The organism is Ensifer canadensis (genome assembly GCF_017488845.2).
Taxonomy (GTDB): Bacteria; Pseudomonadota; Alphaproteobacteria; order Rhizobiales; family Rhizobiaceae; genus Ensifer; species Ensifer canadensis.
The window spans coordinates 811,899-835,733 of the sequence record NZ_CP083371.1 but is presented as its reverse complement, the minus strand read 5'-3'; the positions used below and the strand labels follow the sequence as shown (position 1 = coordinate 835,733).

27 protein-coding genes and 2 pseudogenes are annotated in these 23,835 nt (G+C 59.8%); 17 read left to right on the top strand and 12 right to left on the bottom strand.

The features are described from left to right. Window positions 1-19: 19 nt before the first annotated feature. The 3 genes from J3R84_RS23475 to J3R84_RS23465 all read left to right on the top strand — a co-directional run bounded on the left by J3R84_RS23475 (window position 20) and on the right by J3R84_RS23465 (window position 1,169). A complete protein-coding gene (locus tag J3R84_RS23475) occupies window positions 20-280 on the top strand; it encodes a CopG family ribbon-helix-helix protein (RefSeq protein WP_203529406.1) in 261 nt (86 codons plus the stop codon). Beyond that, window positions 280-555 carry a type II toxin-antitoxin system RelE/ParE family toxin gene (locus J3R84_RS23470; RefSeq protein ID WP_203529408.1) on the top strand — a complete coding sequence of 92 codons (276 nt, stop codon included), beginning with the start codon at window positions 280-282 and terminating at the stop codon, window positions 553-555. Before J3R84_RS23475 ends, J3R84_RS23470 begins: the two co-directional genes overlap by 1 nt. 305 nt (window positions 556-860) lie before the next feature. Then, window positions 861-1,169, top strand: a complete 309-nt coding sequence (locus tag J3R84_RS23465; protein WP_203529430.1) for a hypothetical protein — start codon at window positions 861-863, stop codon at window positions 1,167-1,169. Window positions 1,170-1,531: 362 nt separating this feature from the next. Here J3R84_RS23465 and J3R84_RS23460 read toward each other — a convergent pair whose 3' ends face one another. The 3 genes from J3R84_RS23460 to J3R84_RS23450 form a co-directional block, all read right to left on the bottom strand. Then, the gene (locus tag J3R84_RS23460) at window positions 1,532-2,152 is read right to left on the bottom strand and encodes an NUDIX domain-containing protein (protein ID WP_203529409.1); all 621 of its coding nucleotides are present in this window, start codon (window positions 2,150-2,152) and stop codon (window positions 1,532-1,534) included. 398 nt (window positions 2,153-2,550) lie between these two features. Further along, window positions 2,551-3,930: a sensor histidine kinase gene (locus tag J3R84_RS23455; protein ID WP_203529411.1), complete on the bottom strand. Its 1,380-nt coding sequence runs from the start codon at window positions 3,928-3,930 to the stop codon at window positions 2,551-2,553. Continuing rightward, the gene (locus tag J3R84_RS23450) at window positions 3,927-4,604 is read right to left on the bottom strand and encodes a response regulator (protein WP_057204573.1); all 678 of its coding nucleotides are present in this window, start codon (window positions 4,602-4,604) and stop codon (window positions 3,927-3,929) included. The genes J3R84_RS23455 and J3R84_RS23450 overlap by 4 nt, the downstream gene beginning before the upstream one ends. 77 nt (window positions 4,605-4,681) lie before the next feature. On the opposite strand from J3R84_RS23450, the gene J3R84_RS23445 reads away from it, so the two are divergent. Next, on the top strand, window positions 4,682-5,749 hold the full coding sequence (locus tag J3R84_RS23445; protein WP_057218798.1) for an ABC transporter substrate-binding protein: 1,068 nt from the start codon (window positions 4,682-4,684) through the stop codon (window positions 5,747-5,749). Between the two features lie 366 nt (window positions 5,750-6,115). On the opposite strand, the gene J3R84_RS38810 is transcribed toward J3R84_RS23445, so the two are convergent. Continuing rightward, window positions 6,116-6,394 (bottom strand): PIN domain-containing protein, encoded by a 279-nt coding sequence (locus tag J3R84_RS38810; RefSeq protein ID WP_309239239.1) that lies wholly within the window; start codon window positions 6,392-6,394, stop codon window positions 6,116-6,118. Next, window positions 6,394-6,636: a type II toxin-antitoxin system Phd/YefM family antitoxin gene (locus tag J3R84_RS23435; protein WP_057204578.1), complete on the bottom strand. Its 243-nt coding sequence runs from the start codon at window positions 6,634-6,636 to the stop codon at window positions 6,394-6,396. The genes J3R84_RS38810 and J3R84_RS23435 overlap by 1 nt, the downstream gene beginning before the upstream one ends. Window positions 6,637-6,913: 277 nt before the next feature. Between J3R84_RS23435 and J3R84_RS23430 the strand changes: the two are divergent. After that, window positions 6,914-7,120 (top strand): annotated as a pseudogene (locus J3R84_RS23430) (ABC transporter substrate-binding protein); the annotation flags it as partial. 104 nt (window positions 7,121-7,224) lie between these two features. Here the strand turns inward: J3R84_RS23430 and J3R84_RS23425 are convergent. Further along, on the bottom strand, window positions 7,225-8,139 hold the full coding sequence (locus tag J3R84_RS23425) for a LysR family transcriptional regulator (protein ID WP_057204582.1): 915 nt from the start codon (window positions 8,137-8,139) through the stop codon (window positions 7,225-7,227). 94 nt (window positions 8,140-8,233) lie between these two features. Between J3R84_RS23425 and J3R84_RS23420 the strand changes: the two genes are divergently transcribed. Further along, the gene (locus tag J3R84_RS23420) at window positions 8,234-9,031 is read left to right on the top strand and encodes an NAD(P)H-dependent oxidoreductase (RefSeq protein WP_203529413.1); all 798 of its coding nucleotides are present in this window, start codon (window positions 8,234-8,236) and stop codon (window positions 9,029-9,031) included. 303 nt (window positions 9,032-9,334) lie between these two features. Here J3R84_RS23420 and J3R84_RS23415 read toward each other — a convergent pair whose 3' ends face one another. Both J3R84_RS23415 and J3R84_RS23410 read right to left on the bottom strand, forming a co-directional pair. Continuing rightward, window positions 9,335-9,613, bottom strand: a complete 279-nt coding sequence (locus J3R84_RS23415; RefSeq protein ID WP_203529415.1) for a PIN domain-containing protein — start codon at window positions 9,611-9,613, stop codon at window positions 9,335-9,337. Continuing rightward, entirely contained in the window at window positions 9,613-9,858 is a 246-nt protein-coding gene (locus J3R84_RS23410; RefSeq protein WP_203529416.1) for a type II toxin-antitoxin system VapB family antitoxin, read from the bottom strand. Before J3R84_RS23410 ends, J3R84_RS23415 begins: the two co-directional genes overlap by 1 nt. Window positions 9,859-10,340: 482 nt before the next feature. Between J3R84_RS23410 and J3R84_RS23405 the strand changes: the two genes are divergently transcribed. From J3R84_RS23405 to J3R84_RS23380, 6 genes are all read left to right on the top strand, one after another. Then, a complete protein-coding gene (locus tag J3R84_RS23405; protein ID WP_203529418.1) occupies window positions 10,341-11,285 on the top strand; it encodes a Bug family tripartite tricarboxylate transporter substrate binding protein in 945 nt (314 codons plus the stop codon). Continuing rightward, window positions 11,282-11,773, top strand: coding sequence for a tripartite tricarboxylate transporter TctB family protein (locus tag J3R84_RS23400; protein WP_203529420.1), 492 nt, complete (start codon window positions 11,282-11,284; stop codon window positions 11,771-11,773). The genes J3R84_RS23405 and J3R84_RS23400 overlap by 4 nt, the downstream gene beginning before the upstream one ends. A 14-nt stretch (window positions 11,774-11,787) precedes the next feature. Further along, the gene (locus J3R84_RS23395; RefSeq protein WP_057223159.1) at window positions 11,788-13,305 is read left to right on the top strand and encodes a tripartite tricarboxylate transporter permease; all 1,518 of its coding nucleotides are present in this window, start codon (window positions 11,788-11,790) and stop codon (window positions 13,303-13,305) included. Between the two features lie 257 nt (window positions 13,306-13,562). Further along, on the top strand, window positions 13,563-13,730 hold the full coding sequence (locus J3R84_RS23390) for a hypothetical protein (protein WP_203529422.1): 168 nt from the start codon (window positions 13,563-13,565) through the stop codon (window positions 13,728-13,730). Window positions 13,731-14,251: 521 nt separating this feature from the next. Continuing rightward, on the top strand, window positions 14,252-15,292 hold the full coding sequence (locus tag J3R84_RS23385; RefSeq protein WP_207932851.1) for a porin: 1,041 nt from the start codon (window positions 14,252-14,254) through the stop codon (window positions 15,290-15,292). A 180-nt stretch (window positions 15,293-15,472) separates the two neighbouring features. Further along, on the top strand, window positions 15,473-16,405 hold the full coding sequence (locus tag J3R84_RS23380) for a tyrosine-type recombinase/integrase (protein ID WP_207932850.1): 933 nt from the start codon (window positions 15,473-15,475) through the stop codon (window positions 16,403-16,405). A 295-nt stretch (window positions 16,406-16,700) separates the two neighbouring features. On the opposite strand, the gene J3R84_RS23375 is transcribed toward J3R84_RS23380, so the two are convergent. Continuing rightward, window positions 16,701-16,979, bottom strand: coding sequence for a hypothetical protein (locus J3R84_RS23375; RefSeq protein ID WP_203528831.1), 279 nt, complete (start codon window positions 16,977-16,979; stop codon window positions 16,701-16,703). Window positions 16,980-17,094: 115 nt separating this feature from the next. Next, a complete protein-coding gene (locus J3R84_RS23370) occupies window positions 17,095-18,198 on the bottom strand; it encodes a DUF475 domain-containing protein (protein ID WP_203528832.1) in 1,104 nt (367 codons plus the stop codon). A 450-nt stretch (window positions 18,199-18,648) separates the two neighbouring features. On the opposite strand from J3R84_RS23370, the gene J3R84_RS23365 reads away from it, so the two are divergent. From J3R84_RS23365 to J3R84_RS23355, 3 genes are all read left to right on the top strand, one after another. Then, window positions 18,649-19,557, top strand: coding sequence for a DMT family transporter (locus tag J3R84_RS23365; RefSeq protein ID WP_203528833.1), 909 nt, complete (start codon window positions 18,649-18,651; stop codon window positions 19,555-19,557). Window positions 19,558-19,646: 89 nt separating this feature from the next. Continuing rightward, on the top strand, window positions 19,647-20,042 hold the full coding sequence (locus J3R84_RS23360; RefSeq protein WP_203528834.1) for a VOC family protein: 396 nt from the start codon (window positions 19,647-19,649) through the stop codon (window positions 20,040-20,042). Window positions 20,043-20,172: 130 nt separating this feature from the next. Next, window positions 20,173-20,949 carry an ABC transporter substrate-binding protein gene (locus J3R84_RS23355; RefSeq protein WP_203528835.1) on the top strand — a complete coding sequence of 259 codons (777 nt, stop codon included), beginning with the start codon at window positions 20,173-20,175 and terminating at the stop codon, window positions 20,947-20,949. Window positions 20,950-21,087: 138 nt separating this feature from the next. On the opposite strand, the pseudogene J3R84_RS23350 reads toward J3R84_RS23355, so the two are convergent. After that, window positions 21,088-21,384 (bottom strand): annotated as a pseudogene (locus tag J3R84_RS23350) (GNAT family N-acetyltransferase); the annotation flags it as partial. A gap of 23 nt (window positions 21,385-21,407) precedes the next feature. Next, complete coding sequence (locus J3R84_RS23345; protein ID WP_203528836.1) at window positions 21,408-21,545, bottom strand: hypothetical protein; 138 nt, start codon at window positions 21,543-21,545, stop codon at window positions 21,408-21,410. 328 nt (window positions 21,546-21,873) lie between these two features. On the opposite strand from J3R84_RS23345, the gene J3R84_RS23340 reads away from it, so the two are divergent. Next, window positions 21,874-22,578, top strand: coding sequence for an acyltransferase (locus tag J3R84_RS23340; RefSeq protein ID WP_203528838.1), 705 nt, complete (start codon window positions 21,874-21,876; stop codon window positions 22,576-22,578). A 216-nt stretch (window positions 22,579-22,794) separates the two neighbouring features. Next, window positions 22,795-23,835 (top strand): Gfo/Idh/MocA family protein, encoded by a 1,041-nt coding sequence (locus tag J3R84_RS23335; protein WP_203528840.1) that lies wholly within the window; start codon window positions 22,795-22,797, stop codon window positions 23,833-23,835.

Genomic DNA, 23,835 nt, shown 5'->3' with positions numbered 1-23,835 from the left:
ATTACACAGGAAGCGTTCAATGAAAACCAAAGTACTGACAGCGCATGTTCCGCTGCCGCTTGCGGAGAGGGTAGATCAGTTGGCTAGCAGGCTGGAACGTTCGCGCGGCTGGATCATCAAGCAGGCACTCACTGCCTGGGTAGATCAAGAGGATGAACGGCGCCTGCTCACACTTGAAGCGCTCGCGGACGTGGACGCCGGTCAAGTTATTGATCATCAGGCCGTGCAAGCCTGGGCCGATAGTCTGGACAACGACAAGCCGCTCTCTGTTCCGCTCTGATGCAGGTTAATTGGACAAGCAAAACCCTTGGTGATCTCGCGCGCCCTTTCGAATTTCTAGCTCCCGTTAATCGGCGAGCCGCCGCACGCACGGTTCAACCGTTGACGACTGCACCGACACGCCTAGTTGAACAGCCTCGACTTGGCGAGAAGCTCGAAGAATTTGCGGCTCGCGAAGTCCGCCGAATCCTCGTTGGGCATTATGAGATCCGATACGAGATTCAACAGTCGATCATCTATGTACTGCGCGTATGGCATACCCGCGAGGCCCGTTGAGCCAAGGCCAGCCCCACTTCGCACTTGCACGATAGACGTCGCGATGGAACGACCCGGCTCGCAATCACTCTTGTTACATATCCGCGTTTCGACGCATCATAGCGCATGGGATTGATCGGTTTTGCCGACCGCATCACCGCCCCCCATCTTCGATGTTATGAACGCCGGCTTCACTTTCCTGCGAGTCGACACCTGCTATCAGGAATCGCCCACAGCTTGATCGTCGTTGCCGCCGTCGTCCTCGGTGTCTATCAACAGAAGAAGCGCAAGAAAGCCTGATACTCCGAAGAAGATCTATTCTCACAGTGAGCCAACTGACCGGGTTGATGAAAATCATTCCGGCATTTTATTGTCCACGTCGACGTATTTTGGCGGCGGCGAGCGGATTTCGACATATGCTTGCCGTGCAGGGCTGCCACGGCGCTACCGCTCTGGCAACTGCATCCGCGATCGACTATATCAAATCCATCCAAAACTATCGGAGATTTATCATGTTGTCGCAGCGCAAGCTTGCGAGCCAGTTCCAGCCGCGTTTCGTTCTTCAGCTTTGGAACGCGATGCTTCGGGTCCAGACCCGCGAAACAGCTTCCCTCTTCGGTCGGCGCAGCCGCTAAAGCGCATCTCCAATCCTTGTCCGGCTTGCTCTATTGCAAGCGGAATGCTGGGGCCGTTTAGGCGGCCTAGTTCCAGCGCATCAGCGTGTCGCGTTCATCGAAGACGACGACCAGTTCGCCATAGCAGCTTTTGCCGCCCGATCTTCCGGAAAAAGAGATCCTCGGCGTCGGGCCGTTTTTGCAACAGCCTAAGGCCGAATACCGGCGCGGGGTGTGGGCAAGTTTGCAGCTTTGTCCGCCCCGCAAAATGAAGCTGCAGTCACGGGCTGACGCTCCAGGTCGGACGCAAATCCAAACGGAAGACTGCGTCGCAGTTTTATCGCAATTGCTCAAAGGCTGCCGCGACGGTGACTGCTGCCGTCTCAGGGAGGGCTTGCTGCGCCAACGTCGGTTGGCGTCCGATTGGAGAAGAGGTTCAAGGCGGCGTACTGCAGCAGCATGATCGTTTTTCCATCCCGAATTGCCCCCGAGCCGACCATCGCAAGCGCCTCGTCGATACCAACTTCCAGGACGGCAATATCCTCCCCTTCGGCCTCGTTGCCACCACCTGCCGAAGCCTGGTCGCCTGGCTGGTACTCGCCAACGAAGAAGTGTAGCCGCTCCGTTACGGAGCCAGGGCTCATGAACGCGTCGAACGCCAGGCGCACATCGCGCACACGAAAGCCTGTCTCCTCTTCCGTTTCTGCGCGGATGCGTGCTTCCGGCTCGGCATTGTCGAGCAAGCCGGCCGGCGCTTCGATGAGAAGGTCATCATGACCATTGACGAAGGCTGGATAGCGAAACTGTCGGGTGAGTATCACCGTGCGGCGTTTCGGATCGTAGAGAAGGATCGTCGCACCGTTTCCCCGGTCGTAGGTCTCTCGCGACTGTCGCTGCCAATTGCCGTCGGCGCGCAGGAAGGAAAAAGTCGTTTTCTTTAGGACGTACCAGTCGTCCGAGAGGATGGTGACATCCTCTAGGCGAACGCGGTGTGCAATGCTCATCTTGACCTCTTTCATTGTGGCAAGGTCAGCATAAGTCGCCGTTCCTTGTTTGACGGCAAATTTCGTGCATTTTCGTGCAATGTCAAGCAATTTCGTGCACACCGAGAATTAGGCCGCCGCAGCGCGCCTCCCCAAGCACCGCCCGTTGCGCCGAAAAACTTGAGGTCGCGCGCTCCCAACCGCTTTGAATAGCGCCTCCTTTGTTCGTGGCGGGGATCATGGCGCAACGCCAGCTAGCTTCGCAGCCTCGGAGGGGCTCTCGAATGATGTGCAGATGTAGATCCTGGGATGGATACGTCCGTTTGCCGGATCGAGGACCGAACTATGGATCGGTGGCCTACAACGGTGGAACAACTCTGTTTGCGCGCGCCGGATGGGGACTGAGCGGCCCGCCCTGTTCAGCCGGCCGGAAACAGGATGGCAACCCTAAGCCCGCGCCCACCTGCTCCATCGGTCAGGCTGGTTCGCGCTCCGTAGAGGGCAGCAATTTCCTCGACGATCGGCAGACCGAGCCCCGTTCCAGGCGCTTCGCTGGCGCCGCGCTGAAACCGCCTGAGCACGCCCTCGCGCAATTCCGGCCTGATCCCGGGTCCACTGTCTTCGACCTCCAGCGATACGACGCCTTCCTTTTCGCTCACCCGCGTCGTGACCTCCGCCCCTCGCCCGGCATAGAGCAGCGCATTGCCGATCAGGTTCTTCAGCATCTCGCCGACCAGCAAGGGTTCGGCACGAACGAAGGCTTCGCCCTCGCCGTCGAAACCCAGATCGATGCCGGCGTCACCGGCGGCTGGCACATGTTCGGCGGTGATGCCGCGCGCCAGCTCGACAAGGTCGATCCGCTCCAGCTTGCGCGTCTCGTCCTTTCCGGCAGCGTCGATCTTCGCCATCAGCAGCAACTGCGCCAGAATGCGCTCGGCGTTCGCAACGGCCTCGTCGGCCTTTTTCACCGCCTTCTTGGTGTCCTCGATCGAGCCTGCGCGCAGTGCCAAGGCCAGTTGCGTTCGGATGATTGCGAGCGGCGTGCGCAGCTGATGGCTGGCGTTGCCGGTAAAATTGCGCAGCGCGTCGAGCGCCGACTGAAGACGTCCCATGAACGAATTGACCGTGTCGACAAGCCCCTGGACTTCGTTTGGTACGCGCTCGCCGATCGGATGCAGATCGTCGGGACTGCGCTCGGCGATCGCATCGCCTAAGCGATAGAGCGGCCTGAGTGAGAAGGTGACGGCAATCCAAACGATGACCGCGGCACCGGCGATCATCAGGCCGAGGCGCAAGGCGGAACGAACGAGAATCGTCTGCGCCAGCTGTCGGCGCGCGATGGTCGTTTCGGCAACCGTCACGACGAAGGGAACCGAGTTGATGCCCGTCGAAGCCGACCGGCGCAGTGCCGCGATCCGGATGGGCTCGCCGCGGAACGAGGAGTCGGCAAAGGTCGTGGAGCTACCGGGAACTTCGTCCAGAGACGGCAGGGTCTGGTAGCCGGTGATGAATTGTCCGGGCGGTCCATCGACACGGTAGAAGACACGATCCTGCGCCGCCGAGGTCAACATCTCGAGCGCCACATAGGGGATGTCCACCTCGAGCGAACCATCCTCCGCCACAACCACGCGCTCGGCGATGGCGAGCGCCGAACCGGCAAGAACGCGGTCCGACACGACATTGGCTGTCGTCACCGCCTCGCGGTAGGTGTCGGTCAGCGCCGCGACGCCGATGACGGCGGTTGAGATCAACAGCCAGCCAAGCAGCCTGCGGCGAAGGGAATAGACCGCCGCCCTCATTCCGACCCGGCCGCTTTGTCGAGATAGTAGCCGATACCGCGCGCCGTTCTGACCGTTAGGCCGTGTGGCGCAAGCCGCTTCCTGAGGCGGCTGACATATTGTTCGATCGCATTCGGGCTCAGATCGTCGTCAAAGCCGGTCAGCGATTGCATGATCGCCTCCTTGGCGACGACCTTGCCGGCGCGCATGAACAGGAGTTCGAGCAGCCCCAGCTCTCGGGCCGGGATTTCGATCGGCACGCCACCGGACGAAAAGCTACGTGCATTGAGGTCGAGCGACACATTGCCGTAGCTGACCGTTGACGCGCGCAATCCCGCCTGCCGGCGAAGCAGCACGCGTACGCGCGCTTCAAACTCGCCGATATCGAACGGCTTGATCATGTAATCGTCGGCGCCGAGATCGAGCCCCTTCACCCGCTCCTCCGGCGTGCCCCGCGCCGTCAGGATCAATACCGCCGCACTGTTCTGTCGGGCACGCATCGCCCTGAGAACATCGAGCCCGTCCATCTCCGGCAGGTTCAGGTCGAGGATCACCAGATCGAACGTCTCGGCGGCGGCAACCGCGTGGGCCGACGCGCCGTCGCTGACGACATCGACGGCATAGCCGCTACCACGCAGGATGGCCGACAGACCCTCGGCGAGGACCTGATTGTCTTCAACAAGCAATATGCGCAATTGTCTTCACTCCCCTCTCCACTCTATCCGCCGTTGCCTTGCTTGTGAACGGTGGCGCGCTGAGGCATTGTGAATTTATGCGGTACTTGATTTCTTTTCTCTTTTTGGTTCTTTGCCCCCGGCTCCTTCTGGCCGCACCGGTCATTTTCCCGGCGCTTTCGGGCGCCTCGGACGCCAGGACGCTGGTCGTCTACTCCTCGCTCGACGAGCCGCTCGCCAAACCCATGATCCTCGGCTTTCAAAAAGCCAATCCGGATGTCGCAGTGCGCTATGAGGACATGCTGACGGGGGAGATCTACGACCGGATCGTCAAGGAAACCGACGCGGGGCTGAAGACCGCGGACTTCGCCTTCTCGTCTGCGATGGACCTGCAAGTCAAACTGAGCAATGACGGCTATGCCCAGCGCAGCGACCTGCCGATGAGCGGCCGCTGGCCGACCTGGGCCAATTGGCGCAATACCGCCTATGCGCTAACGTTCGAACCGGCTGTCTTCGTCTATCATAAGCCGAGCTTTACCAAGGAAGCGCCGCCTTCGACCCGCGCCGAATTCGTCGCCTATCTCAAGCGCCAGGGCGCCGATGTCTTCGGCCGGATCGGCACCTATGACATCGAGCGCTCCGGCGTCGGCTTTCTCTTCATGTCGCGCGACCAGGAGCAGTTCGGCGACATCTGGGATGTCATCCAGGCCATGGGCGCCGCCGGCGTCAAACTCTATTCCACCAGCCAGGCCATTCTGGAGCGGGTCGCCGACGGGCGGTTCGTGCTCGGCTACAACATCCTCGGCTCCTACGCCGCCGATTGGGCAGCCCGACACCCGGATGTCGGCATCGTCCTGCCCAAGGACTATACCGTAGTGATGTCGCGGATCGGCCTCGTGCCACAAGCATCCGCCTCGCCTGACCTCGGCCGCCGCTATCTGGAATTCTTCATGTCCAAGGAAGGCCAGACGATCATGGCGCGGCAATTGCAAATCCCCGCTGTCAGCCCGGATGTCGCTGGCGAAAACACCGCCAACACCATGCAGGAAATGCTCGGCGCCCAGTTGCGTCCGGTGCCTGTCAGTCCCGGGCTGATGGTTTATCTCGACCAGGTAAAGCGGTCCCGGCTGATTGCCCGCTGGAACGAGGTGCTGCGGCTCCACTAGTTCCAGCGTTTTGACCGGGTCGACATCTGCTTTCGTTACTCGGTCAGCCCTCGGGGATCGCAGCCCACCGGGAGAAGTTGGGTGTCTAGCAGCCAGCGACAGCACCTTGGACTTTCGGCGCGGCTCACCCGAAATGACCCGTCGTGTTCAGCGTCGAAGAGAGCGCTTCTGCGTCAATTCACGGAAGCCGCAGCGCTATAAGTGATAAGCCCTACCATATAACTCCGGCATTGCCTCGAAGGGATCGAGTGCTCGAACGCCTAACGGTCCAAAAAGACGCAGATTGCTTGTCAAAACAGTCAGGCTATGCACTTGGGCTGTGGCAGCTATTACAATATCCTCGAAACCCGACTGCTGGGGCGTTATCTAGAATCTGCCCGGCTGCAGGCGCGCATTGCAGATCGAACGGAGCAGCTTCTGCGCGTACAGATACTCTATGATTTCCCACCAATCTTTTAACCGCTGCGCCTTGGTAGTCGCACCTTCTCGTTCCGCCTTCGTGATCCCTGAATTAACCTCAGCGGCCGAAATAGCAGATAGGAACAGCTGCGAACTGGCTTTATCGAGCCATTCGACAAGCTGCTCGGAACTTTGACGTTTGGACGGGGCAAGCGCAGATATCACGTTCGTGTCGACCAGAAACATCAGAGATCAATCATCCGGCTCGGCTTGTGACCGCGCGGTGGGATATCGTCGTCATCACCTGGATAGGACGCTAGGAGCCGTCCGAAACTTGGAACGTGTTTCAGCTTTTCATACTCCTCGAACGAAAGCACCACTGCTTCCTTTCTGCCATGTCGGGTGATGATCGCAGGATTGCCGTGAACCGCCTGATCGACAACGGCAGAAAGCGTTGCCTTGGCATCTTTGAGCCGGATCTCTTTCATGTCGGCCTCCAAATAATGACCCCCGTGGTCATACTGCCGCATCGACGCTCCCGAGCAAGAGCCAAGCGACTTAGACGTCCTATGTTTGAACAGCACCATGCCACCATACAATGCCGATGAGTGCTTTCTCTCCAGATTTGAGGCCAAAGCGCGCGGCTCGGTAGCAATTTTCACTTCACAAGTGGGCGGCATGCTCGTCCAATTGCAGGCGCCCCCTTTTCTCTGGATCATAGACCTGATCGGAACGGGCCTCGCGACGGTGGCGCTGCGTCTGCCGGAAGGCCGGACGATCACGGCGCGGCAATTGCAGATCCCCGCCGTCAGCCCGGATGTCGCCGGCGAAGACACCGCCAACACCGTGCAGGAAATACTCGGTGCCCAATTTCGGCCGGTTCCCGTCAGTCCCGGGCTGATGGTCTATCTCGACCAGGTCAAGCGGTCCCGGCTGATTGCCCGCTGGAACGAGGTTCTGCGGCTCCACTAGTCCCAACGATCAACCCAGTGAAATCTATTTCGTTGGCCTCGATCAATATGGGGTCGCTCAAACGTGTCTGCGACCATGGACGGTCGTGTGTCAGCACAACCCGGTTACTCCAGACCTGGAATGTCGCCGATCCGTTCCGCGAGATAGTCCACAAGCAACCGCACCCGGGCAATGCCTGCACGCTCCGGCACGATCAGCATGCTCAAGGGCACGGCTGGCAGAAAATGGTCCGGAAGGATGCGTATCAACCGGCCATCAGCGAGCAGATCGTCGACCAACCAACGGTGCGCGGGGGCGATGCCGCGGCCGGCGACGAGCGCCTCGCGCGCCGCCAATCCATGGTCGACGCGTAGACGCCCGTGAAAGGGCACCATATGCCGTTCCCCGGCGTTCCCGTGAAGTTCCAGCATGTCGCTGCCCGCCACATTCGACATGCGAATGCCCTCGTGGTCCGATAGATCCCGGGGAACGACCGGTGTCCCTCGCTTGGCGAGATAATCCGGCGCGGCGACCAGCAGACGCTGGCTTTGGCCCAGTGCCCGCAATTTCAGCGAACTGTCGTTGAGCGGCCCCAGGCGGAGCGCGATGTCGATGCCCTCCCGCACAAGATCGATGCGCTCGTCCGTCAGGCTGAGATCAACACCGATATCCGGGTATTTTTCCTGAAAGGCAAAGATCAGTCGCGTGGCGTGCAGAACGCCGAAAGCCGCGGTGCAGGAGACCCGGATCGTGCCGGCCGAGGCACCACGGGTGCCTAGTGCCTCGTCGCCGGCCTGCTCCACGAGGCGCAGGATCTGGACGCTGTTGGCATAGTACCGGCTGCCCTCGTCGGTCACCGTCACGCGCCGGGTCGTGCGACTGATGAGAGGCACGCCCAGCGCCTCCTCCAGTTCGTGCAAATGCCGCGTGACCGTCGACTGCCCGAGCCCGAGTTCACGCGCAACGGCTGACAGGCTGCCACGCTCGGCAACGCGCACGAATGTCCGCATGCGTTCGAGCGTGATGTTGGACTTATCCATTTTTCGGCACAATCATATGCATTCCCAAGTTATAGTGAAACACTTGGGTGTCGTCTACATCAAGGGTCGGTTTCTCAACACAGGAATGCTGACCATGAAAGTTTTGCTTGTTTTCGCCCATCCAGAACCGCGTTCGCTCAACGGCGCGCTCCGCGACGTCGCCATCCGCGAACTCGAGGCTCAGGGCCACGAAGTCCGTGTATCTGACCTCTATGCCGAAAAATGGAAATCCGAGGTCGATCGGAGCGACTTCCCTTCGATTTCAGCCGACACGCAGTTCAAGCCGAGCCGCGCCTCAAAAGCCGCCTTCACGACCGATACCCTCACGCAGGATGTGACGGCGGAACACGAGAAGCTCTTATGGGCGGATACACTCATCCTGCAGTTTCCGCTCTGGTGGTACACAATGCCAGCCATCCTGAAAGGCTGGGTGGATCGGGTCTATGCCTACGGATTTGCCTATGGCGTCGGCGAACACAACGACACCTATTGGGGCGACCGGTTTGGCGAGGGCACGCTCAAGGGCAAGCGAGCGATGCTGATCGTCACCACCGGCGGCTGGCAGGAACACTACTCGGCCCGCGGGGTCAACGGACCGATCGAAGACCTCTTGTTTCCCATCAACCACGGGATCCTTTACTACCCGGGATATGATGTGCTTCCTCCCTTCGTTGCCTACAGGGTCGATCGTATCGATCAAGCTGGCTTCGCAGATGTTGCGGAACGTCTGCGCGAGCGGATGCGGACGCTTGCCACAACCCCGCCTATTCCCTACCGGCAACAAAACGGTGGTGACTATCTGATCCCGAGCCTTCAGCTCCGTCCAGACCTCGTCAATCCGGGTGACCGCGGCTTCGCCCTCCACGTCAATCGGCAAGGAGCAGCCGAGTAGCGTTTCAGATGAAATTTGCAGAAGCGGCTCCACCAGCACTTGCGCATCATCGCCATCCGTTTCCGGGTCTGATCGGAAAACGGATGGCGGACGGAACTCCGACCTCAACCTTGTGGTGGCGCCGAACGACCACACGCCGCGTTGCATTCCGGCGATGGTGCCGGGGTCAGGACGTTGGCTGCTACTCAGGACAAGGTATTGGTGAGTTGTCTACGGCCTGGGATCGTCGCGGCTGGCGATCTCAGGCAACATCTGTCCTGGAAAAATTAGCGGCCGACGAAGCGACCATAGTTGCGTGCCGCCTCAATCGCTGCGCGGTGCAGGGATCCGCTGATAGGCATCTTGCCCATCGATTGCTTCAAGGAATTGCGCAACACTCTCCTGCGCCAGTTCGATGATATCCGGTGGCGTTGGAGCCTGGTTGCCGTTGTGCGAGATGGCAATGATCCGTGCCAGGCTGATCACCGCTTCGAACACAGCAAGTGACGAATAGAAGATTGGCGTCTTTGACATCTCGATTTTGGCGAGATGATACCCGACATCAGCCAACACCGCCACGATCACAGAGGCGTCCAGAAACATCAGAGTTCCCACATCTCATCGGTGAAGCGCTTCATGTCAAAGTTGCGCTTGTTCGACCCCATCCGCGCTCTGAACCTGGCTTGAATTTTCGCGACGCGCTCGCGTAACGGCACTTCTTCCCGGAGGCGCTCGAGTTCGTGCTGCAAGGCGCGCCGAACGGCCTCTGTCTTATTAGGAGCCTTGGACAGCTTCTGGAGCTCGGAAGCGAGATCGTCGACTGTATCGTCACGAATATAGAGCGCCATGGCTTTCTCCTGAATATGCAACAAGGAATATTCGAATATTCTATTCCGAATATTCATGTGACCCAATACAGAACACTAAGCTTACAGTGCGCCATAACACGAAGAGAATTGGCCTTCTCGCCCCACATCTTCCTAGTTGGCAAATGGCCCGCGAACGTTCGCGATTCGCGCGACAACCGGAAACGGTAGGGGCGCCTGCCCCATGGCGAGCCCTTTCGCGCCGCAAGCGGCAAGCAACACCTAAGATTCCGTAAACACTACGCTTCTTTTTCGCAATGAGGACTTGATGTCAGCTTAATGTCAGCTTTCTATGATGGCTTAGCAGTCGCTGGCGCCCCGTGGAGGCGGGCCCGCCGGTTGCGCACTGGGAGGAAGTCACCAATCCGGTCAGCGACAAGGGTCCTTTGGGCACCGTCGCGTCTTCCCGTTCGCACGCAGAAACAACGTGCGCGTGGAAAATCGCGCCTCATGGAGGACTGACCTTGAAACACTTTTTCCTGGCATCCATTCTCGCCGGCGCAATGGCGCTGCCGGCCTATGCGGCTGACTACACCATCATCGCTCCGGCAAATCCGGGCGGCGGCTGGGACCAGACGGCTCGCTCGCTCCAGACCGTAATGCAGCAGGAAGGCATTTCCGGCAACGTTCAGGTTCAAAACGTACCGGGCGCCGGCGGCACCATCGGCCTCGCCCAGTTCGCAAGCCAGCAGAAGGGCAACCCGAACGCCCTGATCGTCGGCGGTTACGTCATGGTCGGCGCAATCCTGACCAACAAGTCGCCGGTTACCCTCAAGGATGTCACTCCGATCGCACGCCTCACTGGCGAATATGAAGCGATCGTCGTTCCGGCCGCTTCCGAAATCAAGACGATGGCTGACCTCGTCGAAGCCCTCAAGAAGGATCCGGGCGCCGTTTCCTGGGCTGGCGGCTCTGCCGGCGGTACCGACCACATCGCCGTTGGCCTGATTGCCAAGGCAGCCGGTGTCGACCCGACCAAGATCAACTACATCGCCTATTCCGGCGGCGGCGAAGCCCTTGCAGCCATCCTCGGCAGCCAGGTTACGGCCGGCATCTCCGGCTACGGCGAGTTCGAAGCCCAGGTCAAGGCCGGCACGCTGCGCCTGATCGCAGTATCGAGCGGCGAGCGCCTCCCCGGCATCGACGCGCCGACGCTGAAGGAATCCGGCCTCGACGTCGTCGTTGAAAACTGGCGCATGGTTGCAGCAGCACCTGGTCTCACCGACGAGCAGAAGGCAGCCGTTTCGGCCGACGTCGAAAAGCTCGCCAAGTCGGCCGGCTGGCAGGAAGTCCTGAAGACCAAGGGTTGGCAGGATAGCTACCTCGCAGGCGACGCCTTCGCCGCCCAGCTCGACAAGGACGTTTCGGCCACCGAAGGCGTCCTCAAGGACATTGGACTGGTGAAATGACCAAGGGGCTCAACCCTTCGACCACAACGCGTCGCCCGGATCGGGCGGCGCTCTTCATCGCGGCCGTGCTGGCCGCCATCGCTGGCCTCATTTTCTGGGACGTGTCGCGCCTGGCAGGCGCTGCCGGTTACTCCCAGGTCGGACCGACGACGGTCCCCTATGCGATCGCCTGCTGTCTTGCGGCCCTCGCCGTCTGGACCATCTTTGCCGCATTCCGAAACGATTTCCCCGAGCGCGAGCATCAGGAAATCTCACCGGTCATCTGGATCGTCGCCGGGCTTGCAGCGCAGATGCTGCTCTTGAACGTCGCAGGCTTTTCGATCGCCACCGGCATTCTCTTTGCGCTCACCGCGCGCGGCTTTGGCAAGCGCAAGCTCTGGTTCTCCCTGCCAGTTGGTATTGCGCTCTGTTTTGCCGTCTGGGTGATTTTCGCCAAGCTCCTGCAGTTGTCGCTGCCCGCAGGGCCGCTTGAACATCTGTTCTTCTAAGAGGGCCGTAGACCATGGCTACTTTTGAATTCCTGTTGCAGGGACTGTGGGTTGCTGCCCAGCCAATGAACCTGCTTTACGCGCTGATCGGCGTGACGCTCGGAACCGCCGTCGGCGTTCTTCCCGGCATCGGCCCGGCCCTGACCGTCGCGCTTCTGCTGCCTGTCACCTACCAGCTCGATCCGGCCGGCTCGCTGATCATGTTCGCCGGTATCTATTACGGCGGCATGTATGGCGGCTCGACCACCTCGATCCTCCTCAACACACCGGGCGAAAGCGCCTCGATCGTCACCGCGCTCGAAGGCAACAAGATGGCGCGGGCCGGAAGGGGCGGACCCGCCCTTGCGACTGCCGCCATCGGCTCGTTCGTTGCCGGCCTGATCGCGACGCTCGGCCTTGCCTTCATCGCGCCCTATATCGTCAAGCTCGCCCTGGTCTTCGGTCCGCGCGAATATTTCGCGCTGATGGTTCTTGCCTTCGTGACCGTTTCATCTGCGTTCGGCGATTCCACGCTTCGTGGCTTGACGGCGCTTTTTGTCGGCTTGGCGCTTTCGGTCGTCGGCATCGACCAGTTGACGGGCCAGGCGCGCCTTTCGTTCGGTGTTCCCGAGTTGCTTGACGGTATCGAGGTCACGACGCTTGCAGTGGCGATGTTCGCCATCGGCGAGACACTGTTTATTGCCGCACAAGGCGAGAAGGGGCCGGATAAGGTCGAGGCGGTGCGCGGTTCGATCTGGATGAGCAAGGCCGACTGGGCGCGCTCGTGGAAGCCCTGGCTTCGCGGTACGTTCATTGGCTTCCCGATCGGCGCGATGCCTGCCGGCGGCGCCGAGATCGGCACCTTCCTATCCTATGCGGCGGAAAAGCGTCTGGCGAAACATCCCGAAGAGTTCGGCAACGGCGCCATCGAAGGAGTCGCGGGTCCGGAAGCCGCCAACAATGCATCGGCAGCCGGCACGCTCGTTCCGCTTCTGACCCTCGGCCTGCCGACGACGGCGACCGCCGCGATCATGCTCGCCGGTTTCCAGCAGTACGGCCTGCAGCCCGGTCCGCTGTTGTTTGCCACCAACCCACAGCTCGTCTGGGGTCTGATCGCCAGCCTCTTGATTGCCAACTTCATGCTGCTGGTCCTGAACCTGCCGCTGATCGGCCTTTGGGTTAAGCTGCTGACCATCCCGAAGCCATGGCTTTATGCCGGCATTCTCTTGTTTGCGACGCTCGGTACCATCGGCGCCAACCCGTCGGTCTACGAACTGGGTATGCTGCTCGCCTTCGGCCTGCTCGGCTATGCCATGCGTGTGTTCGGCTATCCGATCGCGCCTGTCGTCGTCGGCCTGATCCTTGGGCCGCTCGCCGAGCAGCAGCTCCGCCGGGCGCTGGCAATCAGCCAGGGAGACGTCAGCGTGCTCTTCACCTCGCCGATCGCCGCCGTTCTGCTGGTCATTGCCGCTGCCGCACTGATCATCCCGCTGATCCTCAGGGCTCGCGGACGCGGCGAAGTGCTGGCGCAGCTTGCAGCCAACGAAGACTAAAAGCACTGCAGCGCCGCGCGCCAGTTCAGGCGCGCGGCGCTGGAACATTTTTATCTGCTGCGTAACTTGTCCCTAACTCGGTTCCGATTTAGGGAATTGTGCGGTGCCTCCCAAGGCTCAATCAGCAGGCTCGGTCGATCGATAATCGACCGGGCCTGCTTTCGTTGCATGGCTGGAGTGTCCAATTGTGCATTGCAAAAAGACCGTGCAAACCCCATCTTTTGCTCATCAGAGAGAAAACGAAAGCGAGCAAAGTGATGGCTACCACAACTTACCGCACCGGTTTCATCGGCCGCGCATTCGCAGTTCTCGGCGCCGCTAGCGCTGCTGCCGCTGCTGTCGAAGGCCACCGCCGCCCGAAGGCGAGCGACCTGCGCACGCTCGGCATCGATCCGGCTAATTTTCCGGACGCACGCCGCAGCTAACAGAGATTTCCAGCGCGCGTTGCGACGGGGCGCCTTATCCTCCCAAGGATGAAACGGCTCGGGATCGAGAGACGACCGGGCCGTTCAATTTAAGTACTAGGCCGCGTTAAAGTACTACGTCGCGCCGTCCCTTACCCGTCATTTTCCCTGCCTGATGAGCGGCCTCGCGATGTGGAGCCTTTCGCCTGCCAGCCAATGCGGTGTGGCGCCCCTGGTTCGCCCGAGATATCGGTAGGCCCGAAGTGGTCGGGCACTACGACGTAGCGGAATGAGCGTACAGAGCTAGGTGGCGCGGCAAGGGGTCTTAATATCCCGGCCAATGGCCGAGGACCGGAACCGTCTAGCCATCGCGAGCTGCTCTGGCAGTAGCAAAACCAGTAAGCTTGAGATGCGCCGTCTCAAATGAGTTCAGTTTTCGTCGAGATCTCAGACTGACAAACTTCGCTCCGGCTGCTTTATTCGGCCCAGCGATCTTCAGTGTTCCAGACCTTCCTCGGTCTGATTTTGTCTGGAGGTCAGAAATGAACATCAAGAGCCTTCTTCTCGGCTCCGCTGCAGCTCTCGCAGCAGTATCCGGCGCACAGGCAGCCGACGCAATCGTCGCAGCCGAGCCGGAGCCCATGGAATACGTTCGCGTTTGCGACGCTTTCGGCACTGGCTACTTCTACATCCCGGGCACCGAAACCTGCCTGAAGCTCAGCGGCTTCATCCGCGTTCAGGGCTCGTTCGGTCGTGACGCTGCTGACAGCCGTTACAATGAGGAAGACTTCGGTGGTCAGTCCACGTCGGACTGGGATGTCTTCTCGCGCGCTTACGTCGCATGGGATGCCAAGAGCGACACCGAGTACGGCACGCTCACTGGCTTCTTCGCTGCTGAATTCAATGCCGACAACGACACCGACTCTGGCGATAGCGACTTCATCGACGTCGATGAAGCCTACATCCAGCTCGGTGGCCTGAAGGCCGGTTTCTTCTACAACTGGTGGGATAAGGGCATCAACGGCGAAACCGACACGCTCGGCAACGTCACCGAGTTCAACTCGATTGCCTACCTCTATGACGGCGGCACCTTCCAGGCCGGTATCTCGATCGACGAGCTCGAAGGCTGGTCCACCAAGGCAAACGGCGTTGGCATCTCCGGTATCGTTTCGGCTTCGCTCGGCGGCGTTTCCTTCGACTTGCTCGGCGGCTACGACACCGAGTTCGAAGAAGGCGCGGTCCGCGGCTTGCTCTCGGCCGACCTCGGTCCGGGCGTCTTCCAGCTCGCTGGTATCTGGGCTTCGAACCCGAACGCTTACTGGGCTCAGTCTGAGTGGAGCGTTGCTGCTTCGTACCGCTTCAACGCAACCGACAAGCTGGCGATCACTCCTGGCGCTCAGTACTTCGGTAGCCTGCAGGATTCGCTCACCAGCTTCGGCGGCGACGATGCATGGCGCGCTGGTGTAACGGTTGACTACAAGATCACCGAAGGCCTCGCTACCCGCGTATCGGTTCAGTACGAAGATGAAGACAACGGCGACGACCAGGTATTCGGCTTCGTCCGCCTGCAGCGCGACTTCTAATCTGACTTAGTCAGGTTTGATATCAGGCCCGCAACTCACATTCGAGTTGCGGGCTGTTGCTGTTTAGCAACGTTTGCATCTCGTCTCGGCACAGGACGATGTCCAGACACCAAGCGCCGGCTTGAAAGCCGTCGGTTTATCGGTCTCACTCCGGCGTCAGTCGGCAAGGGGATCGGCGAGTTGGGGAAGGATGCTGAAAAACAAGCGGGCGACTTCGACTTCCCGAACCTAAGTAGCGGGTACGAAGTCCACTACAGTTTTAGCCCGCGGGGTCCGAGCGGGGTGGTTAAGGACACCACGCTCGCCGAACTGCTTCAGCGTTATGCCGACATTCTGTGGGAGGAAGGCAACCACAAATATAATGTGAAAGCCTTCATCGGAGAACTCGACGAGATATTGCTCGCTGCTCGCTTCTCTACTTTCTCACAAGACATGCTCGACAACCTGATCGGCGCTTTACGCAAACGTCGCAACAGCAACGCAACCATCAACCGGAAGATGGCGGCGCTAAGCAAGTTGCTGCGGAAAGCGTACAAAATGGGCGACATCTATAGTTTGCCGGAGTTCAAGCGCCAGAAAGAAAGAGCGGGCCGCCTCCGCTTTCTCGAACCGGACGAAGAAGAAGCGCTGTTTCGCGAAATCGGAAACCGCTCAGACCTCTATTTAAAACTATCCATATTCCTCGTCGATACCGGCGCACGTCTCGGCGAGACCATCGCTCTGAAATGGAATGACGTTCACCAGGGGCGGGTGACGTTTTGGGTAACCAAATCTGGCCGCAGCCGAACTGTACCCCTAACCGCCAGAGCCAAGCAGGCTCTTAATGCCCTAGTGGATCGATCTCCCGGTCCATTCGCGTCCATTGACCAGCAAAAGTATCGCGCCGTTTGGAATGACGCAAAGACAGCAGCCGGAATGGGGGACGAGGCCGATATCGTACCGCACGTCTTGCGCCATACTTGCGCGTCACGCTTGGTGAGAGGCGGTATCGATCTCAGACGCGTTCAGATGTGGCTGGGCCACCAGACCCTCGAGATGACGATGCGTTATGCTCACCTGGCATCCCACGATCTGGACATGTGTGTACCCGTCCTTGAACGCCATATTACATGAGCGAGTTCGCCCGGCCGTCCTAGTCTGGGGTTGACGATAACAGTCAGAACAGTCCTGATTCTGACCTAAAGTCTAGATTTCTAACCACCGGGTTCGGGCTCGTGGAGACCAAATTGCTGCATTTGCCCCGCCCTCTGCAACCCCGGCCAGCGCCGGGCGGGGCAAATGCTCCCAATGTTCACGACATACCCACCCGATGGCACAACAATCCAAATCCCGCGTAACGGCTCAGCGGCGGTCTCCCTTCAATCGCTGAGCGCTCGGCACGGCGGAGACTTTCGGCGTCGACTGTAAACTAGTCAGTGCGTTTTTTGCCAGACAGTAGGAAGTCCCTGATGCGCTGCCTCAGGATGCGACCCCACGGCACCTCGGCATCGATTGCCCGGTATCCCGCCTGCGTCAGCGAAAAGCGGACGCTACCGTCGATCTCGCGTCTTGTGATGTATTGCATATTCAAGGCGCGAAAGACGGCGGCATGAAGCTCTTGCGGCCAATCGATATAATCGGCCGGCACCCGATGGGCGCCCGCCCGGTAAACCTCTTCCAAGACCCGCTTCAGATCACCTGAAATCATCACCGTTTATCCAGGGAACATGGCCTTTTAGCAATGCCGACCCGGCCCTTCCATGCAAAAAGGCCCCGGTGCGCCTGCACCGGGGCCTTTTTAAGAGCGCCTATGGTCGAGGCGTTTATGCCTCGACGCGAGCATGGCCGTGGCTGGTTTTACCACCCAACTCTGCCTCACGCTCCCGCTTGTTGTAGCGGATCGAGGACCAGAGCGAGATACCGATCAGGGCAGCGCCGCCGAGGCCGGTGATCACCTCAGGGATGTGCACCAGCGTCTGGAAGTACATGACCACCGAGAGGATCAGGATCGCGTAGAATGCGCCATGTTCCAGATAGCGGTACTCGTTGAGCGTGCCCCTCTCCACCAGCATGATCGTCATCGAGCGCACATACATCGCGCCGATGCCAAGGCCGATGGCGATGACGAAGAGGTTCTGCGTCAAGGCGAAGGCGCCGATAACGCCGTCGAACGAGAAGCTCGCATCAAGCACTTCGAGGTAAAGGAAGGCACCGAAGCCACCCTTTGCCGCTGCACTCATCGTCTGCTGCGACGCGTCGAGCAGGCCGCCGACGACCTCGACGACGAGGAAGGTCAAGAGGCCGTAGATACCCGAATAAACGAAGGTATGCGCCTCTGTCGGATCGAGCAGGGTCGAGAAGCCAAGGATCAGCGCCAGCACGAAGGCAATTTCGATGCCCTTGATCGTGGCGAAACGCGCCATCTTGCTTTCGAGCCAGGCGATCCAATGCACATCCTTCTCATGATCGAAGAAGTAGGTGAGGCCCACCATCATCAGGAAAGTGCCGCCGAAAGCTGCGATCGGCAAATGCGCATCATTCATGATGCGGGCATATTCTTCGGGCTTGCTTGCCGCCAGAACGATCGCATCGATCGGACCGATGCCCGCCGCGATGACGACGATGAGCAGCGGAAAGACGATACGCATGCCGAAAACGGCGATGATGATACCCCAGGTCAGGAAGCGGTGCTGCCATTCCGGGGTCATGTCCTTCAGCTTGTTGGCATTGACGATCGCGTTGTCGAAGGACAGCGAAATTTCGAGAACGGCCAACACGGTGCAGATGAAGAAGACCGCGGCCATGCCGCCGATCGTGCCGGTCGACTGCCAGCCGAGCCAGGCGCCCAGCACCAGGCCGATCGCGGTGACGATGAATGCCCACTTGAAATAGCCAATGGTGGTCGTGTGCGTTTGAGGCTGCGTCATTGACGGACCTCCTTCGCGCGCACGACACCCGGCTCTGAGAAGAAATGGGGTTTGGAAACGAAAACACGCACGGCCGAAATGGCACATGCGTTAGGCATGAGATCAGTTTTCATGGTAGCTAATCCGCCGGCTAATTTGCTGGCGGTACCGACATCACGAGAGCGCCGTAAAAACTCTCGCCAGAGGGGCCCGGCACCAGTGTTCATCCCGCGGTCCGATGTCTGGACGGCAGGATCACCCCTTAAGTAGCAGCGCCGCGCGTTACGTCAAGAGGCAACGCCATCTCTCACAGAGTGAACTGGTGTTCCAGGATTGAAATTCTCCCAAGCAGATTGACCGGCGGTCCCGGCCGGATTCATTCGTAAAACTTATCGTCCCATTCGAACAGCACGATGGATCGGCGTGCCGGAATGTGTCAAAGCCACGCGAACACGTTTGAAAGCCGCTCCCATGACCATACTGACTGCCTCCGCAACCGCGCCGAACGCCGCTCGGACCGGTGTCATCATCATGCTTCTCGGCATGTTGATGTTCTCGCTCAACGACGTCATGGGCAAATGGCTGGTGGCGACCTATTCCGTCAGCCAGTTGATGGTCATTCGCAGCATTGCAGCCCTGCTCGTGCTTTCGCCGTTCATCCTGAAACGCGGGCTGCGTTCGATGTTGAAGGTCGAGCGCCCGTGGCTCCAGGCGCTGCGTTCGCTGCTTTTTGCCGTAGACGCGTCTGCCTTCTATTTCGCCGTCGCCTACATGCCGCTCGCCGACACAATGACCTACTGGTTGGCGGCGCCAATCTATGTTGCCGCGGCCTCGCCGTTCCTGCTCGGCGAGAAGGTCGGCTGGAGGCGATGGACAGCGATCCTCGTCGGCTTTGCCGGCGTCGTAATCGCGCTCGAACCGTCTAAAGACACCTTCAGTCTGCCGGCGCTGATCGCCCTTGTCGGCAGCGCCGCCTTCGCCTTCGCGCTGATGCTCGGCCGAACGCTGCGCACGACCCCGGATACGACACTGGTCTTCTGGCAGGTGATCGGCGCTCTGGTCTTTTCGCTGGTCGGCGTTGCCGCCAACCCGGCCGGTTGGGCGCCCGTCGATGGCGAGGCGATCCTTCAGCTCGGCATGCTGGGCATCGTGGCGATGCTCGCGCACATTCTGGTCAACCGTGCGCTGAAACTCGCGGATGCGGCGACGGTGGTGCCACTGCAATACACGCTGCTGCTTTGGGCCGTCGTCTTCGGCTGGTGGTTCTTCGGCGACACGCCACGTCCGACCGTCATCATCGGCGCCGGGCTGATCGTCGCCTCAGGCCTCTTCATCTTCTTCCGCGAACAGCAGTTGAAGAAGCGGGGCCGAACAATCTAGCCGTTAGCATGCGATTGGAGAGGAAGGGTGTTCCATCCTTCTCCGTCCTCTGATACCTCGCACGCGTCTCAAAGCTGAAGGAGGCTCACTTGGCCAAAGCAATCCATTCGATGATCCGGGTGCTCGACGAGCAGAGGTCCCTGGATTTTTACAGAGTGGCATTCGGGCTTTCCGTAGCCGAGCGGCTCGATTTCGAAACCTTCACGCTTGTTTATCTCAGCAATGAAGAGAGCGAGTTCGAGCTCGAGCTGACAATCAACAAGGATCGAACCGAGCCCTATGCGCTCGGCGATGGCTACGGTCACCTCGCTTTATCGGTGAGCGATCTCGACAGCGAGCACAAGCGATTGACCGATGCGGGGCTTGGTCCGAACAAGATCGTCGAGTTCAATCGAGACGGCGCACTTCTGGCGCGGTTCTTCTTCATCATCGATCCGGATGGCTACAAGATCGAGGTCCTGCAGCGCCACGGTCGGTACAAGTGATCGTCCGATGGCGGTCATGATCAATCGAAACAATACCGATTATCGCGCCTATCTATTTCGCTTATAGGCGGACCGGACTTAGTGTTCTCCCGGAAGCATCAAGAATGATGCGCTAACAAGGGGAACACGGATGAAGAAACAGATTGCAGCAATGATGCTGGCTGTCATGGCGACGGCAACGGCGGCGACAGCCGCTGACAAGATCAAGATCGGCACCGAAGGCGCCTATCCGCCCTTCAACTTCGTCGATTCCGCCGGCAAGATCGGTGGCTTCGATGTCGATATCGGGCTGGCGCTTTGCGAGCGCATGAAGGCCGACTGCGAGGTTGTCGCGCAGGATTGGGACGGCATTATCCCCGGTCTACTAGCCAAGAAATACGACCTCATCATCGCGTCGATGTTCATCACCGAGGAACGCAAGAAGCAGGTCGCCTTCACCAATCCCTACTATCTTGCGGCCATGACGCATGTGGCGCCGAAGGGCGCTGGCATCACCACGTTTACCAATGAGGCCCTCAAGGGCAAGGTGATCGGCGCCCAGTCGGGCACCACGCAGGCCGATTTTATCGCCGCCACCTATCCGGACGCCGAGATAAAGCTCTATCCGACCCAGGATGAAGCCAATCTCGACATGGTCAACGGCCGCCTTGATCTGCAGGTCGGTGACATGCTGCCGCTCCTGGATTGGGTGACGAAGAACGACGACGGCAAGGCTTGCTGCGAAATCATCGGCGAACCGATCACCGACAAGAAGTTCGTCGGCGACGGCGTTGGCATAGCCGTGCGCCAGGACGACAACGACCTGCGCGAGAAGCTCAACAAGGCGCTCGACGAAATCCGCGCCGACGGCACCTACAAGAAGATCAACGACAAGTACTTCGCCATCGATGTCTATACGATGAAGTAGGCCAAACGTGATTTCACCGGCCGCCGCCAAGGCGGTCGGTGCTAGCTGCGCAAAAGCGAGCCGTGGTTTTGCGACAACGAATGCGCAAAAGCAAGAGCTTAACGCACTGTAAGCAATTCTGAAATATCGCGACGGGCTTTAGGCTTCGGGACACCAGACCAACAGGCAAAACTCGTCGTCATCCTGCTGCGCGGCCTCGACGAAGCCGCATCGTTGGAAACAGGCTAGGCTTGCCGCATTGTCGATCTCGATGTGGGCATGAAGCTCGGCGAAAGCGCGCGCTGGTCCACTCAAGAACGCAAGCAGGCTGCCTTTACCGTAGCCCTTCCCTCTTAAATCCGGCCGCACGGCCAACTCGATGTGGCCGACGCCATCCTCATCGCGGTCCACCTGGATTTCGGCTAGCATTGCCCCTCCAGGCTCGGCCGCAACCCAGCACTGCGCGTTGTCGCTCTCTTTTACATGCGCGAACCAGTCATCGGTCGGTAGGAGAGGAAACGGCTGATCTCAGCGTCCGCGAACCAGGAGCGATAGGTTCCGAGGTCCGCACGCGCGAACCGCTGAAAGATGATCTCCGGCGCCGGTTCATCTGGCATTCTGCTGCTGCTCCTTTTTCCGGTTTGATACCGGCCGAGCGCCTGCTGGAGCGCGGCCGGCCCTGTCGTCACTCGGCCGTAGCGTGCAGCTGGCGTTCGACGATGGCGAGGAAATCCGGATCCGCGCGAGCGCTTCCAAGGCCCAATAGCCCTCGAGCCACTCGGCTTCGCCATCCCAACCGCCGTCGACCAGTTGGCGTCGATGCGCCGACACCGTCAATACCCGAGAAGTTTTCGTGAGATGTCCCGTCAAATCATTTGGCAGAACGCCCTCATGCGATATCAATGCTGTCTGCCGACTCCAACACGAAATGCCGCGAAAGCCACGATGCCGAACCAAGTTCTCGACGACCTTGCCGCCTTGCTCAGCAGGCCAGTGGACGACCTTCTCCACTTAATCCCACAATTGGGAGACGACGCCTCCCGCGCTCTGCTCGAACAATTGCTGCCACTCATGGCGACGCCGTCAAAACCACCAGGTCCATCCGGTGTGGATGTCTTCAGCAGCGACGACGCGCGACTTCGCGCGCAGATTCTGAATTACCACGCGACGGAACTGATGACGGATCGCGAACGCGCGCAGTTTCTCGGATTGCCCAATGGTTGCAGGATCCGCGAACGTGCGAAAATCTTGGCCCCTGAAAAATTCGAATGCGGGCAAAATGTCTGGATCGGGGAAGGCGCCGTACTCGATGCCCAAGGCGGTCTGGAGATAGGAGACAATACCCAAATCGGGCTTGGCGTCATGGTCTGGAGCCATACCAGTCATCGACAGGCCACCAGCGGTGAAACGGGATCATCCCGCGACAAGATTGCCTATCGGCGTACGAGCATCGGCAGCAACTGCTTCATAGCGGGGCCCTCCGTCATAGCACCGGGCGTAACGATAGGAGACAGGGTGATTATTTCCCCCCTCACCTTCGTTGACCGAGATGTCGCCGATGATGAAGTTCTGAGTGGCCCGCGGTCTCTAAAAAAACTGGAAGAACGCGTCGCTGCGTTGGAGGCACAGCTGGCAAGCCAAAAGAGCTAAGCGCCCGATAGGCTATTGCCCGCTCCAAGTGTAGGCGCTGGTCCTGCCCCTCTGCGCGAATACAGCACGTCCAAAACTGCGCTCGGATGATGCGCATTGGCACGTTGCAGCCTTGCCCGCCAGCATGGCAAGCCATCACATCGGCCCTACCCACGTCAGGCCCAAGCAAGCTTTCCTCGCAATATGAACCTACGCGGTTGCTTGAGAGGAATCAGCATGATCAGGGTCGCACTTTGCGGGATGGGGTATTGGGGGCGGAATCTTTTTCGGGTGCTATCGAGCAACCCTGGCATTGAACTCGCCGCCGTCGTCGATCCGAAACCGGAACTCGCAGACAAGCTTCGCCAATCGCACCCGCAGATCGTCGTTCACGCCGATGCCAGCGCCGTCATGGCCGATCCGACGATCGATGCCGTCGTTATCGCGACGCCGGTGTCGTCGCATTACGACCTGGCGCGTGCGGCTCTTGATGCCCGCAAGCATGTCATGGTCGAAAAGCCGATGTGCGCGTCCAGCGCCGAGGCGAGCGACCTTGTCGCACGCGCCGAGGCCTACGGGCTGACCCTAATGGTCGACCACACCTTCCTCTTCCATCCTGCGGTCCTTAAACTGGCGGACCTCGTGCACTCAGGCGCGCTCGGCCACGTTTCCTATTTCGATTCCCAGCGCATCAATCTCGGGCTCTTCCAGCCCGATGTGAACGTCCTCTGGGACCTTGCCCCGCACGATCTGTCGATCCTCGATTTCCTCTTCGGCATCGAGCCGGTTGACGTGGAGGCAACAGGTTACTGCCACGTCAATCAGGGTTCACCTGACATCAGCTACCTGACGCTGCACTATCCCAATTCGATGGTTGCCCATCTCAATCTGAGCTGGATGTCGCCGGTAAAGCTTCGCCGCGTGGCGATCGGTGGCAGCGAGCAGATGGTCGTCTGGGACGATCTCAACCGCGACGAGCCGCTGAAGATCTACGATTCCGGCATCACGTTCCATTCGAAGCAGGAACGGGATCTCATCCTGCCGAACTACCGGATTGGATCGGTGTCTTCGCCGCGGCTAGCCACATCCGAGCCGCTCGTCGATGTCATCGAACACTTCCGGCAATCCATCACCAAACAGGTCACCTGCAAGACAGACGGGCGCCTTGGCCTGCGCGTCGTGCGCACCCTGGAGCGCGCGCAAGCCGCACTTGACCTTAGCCTTCGGCGCGTCCGTGGGTTCATGCCCGTCTCAATCAACGCTGTAGCCGCGGAATAA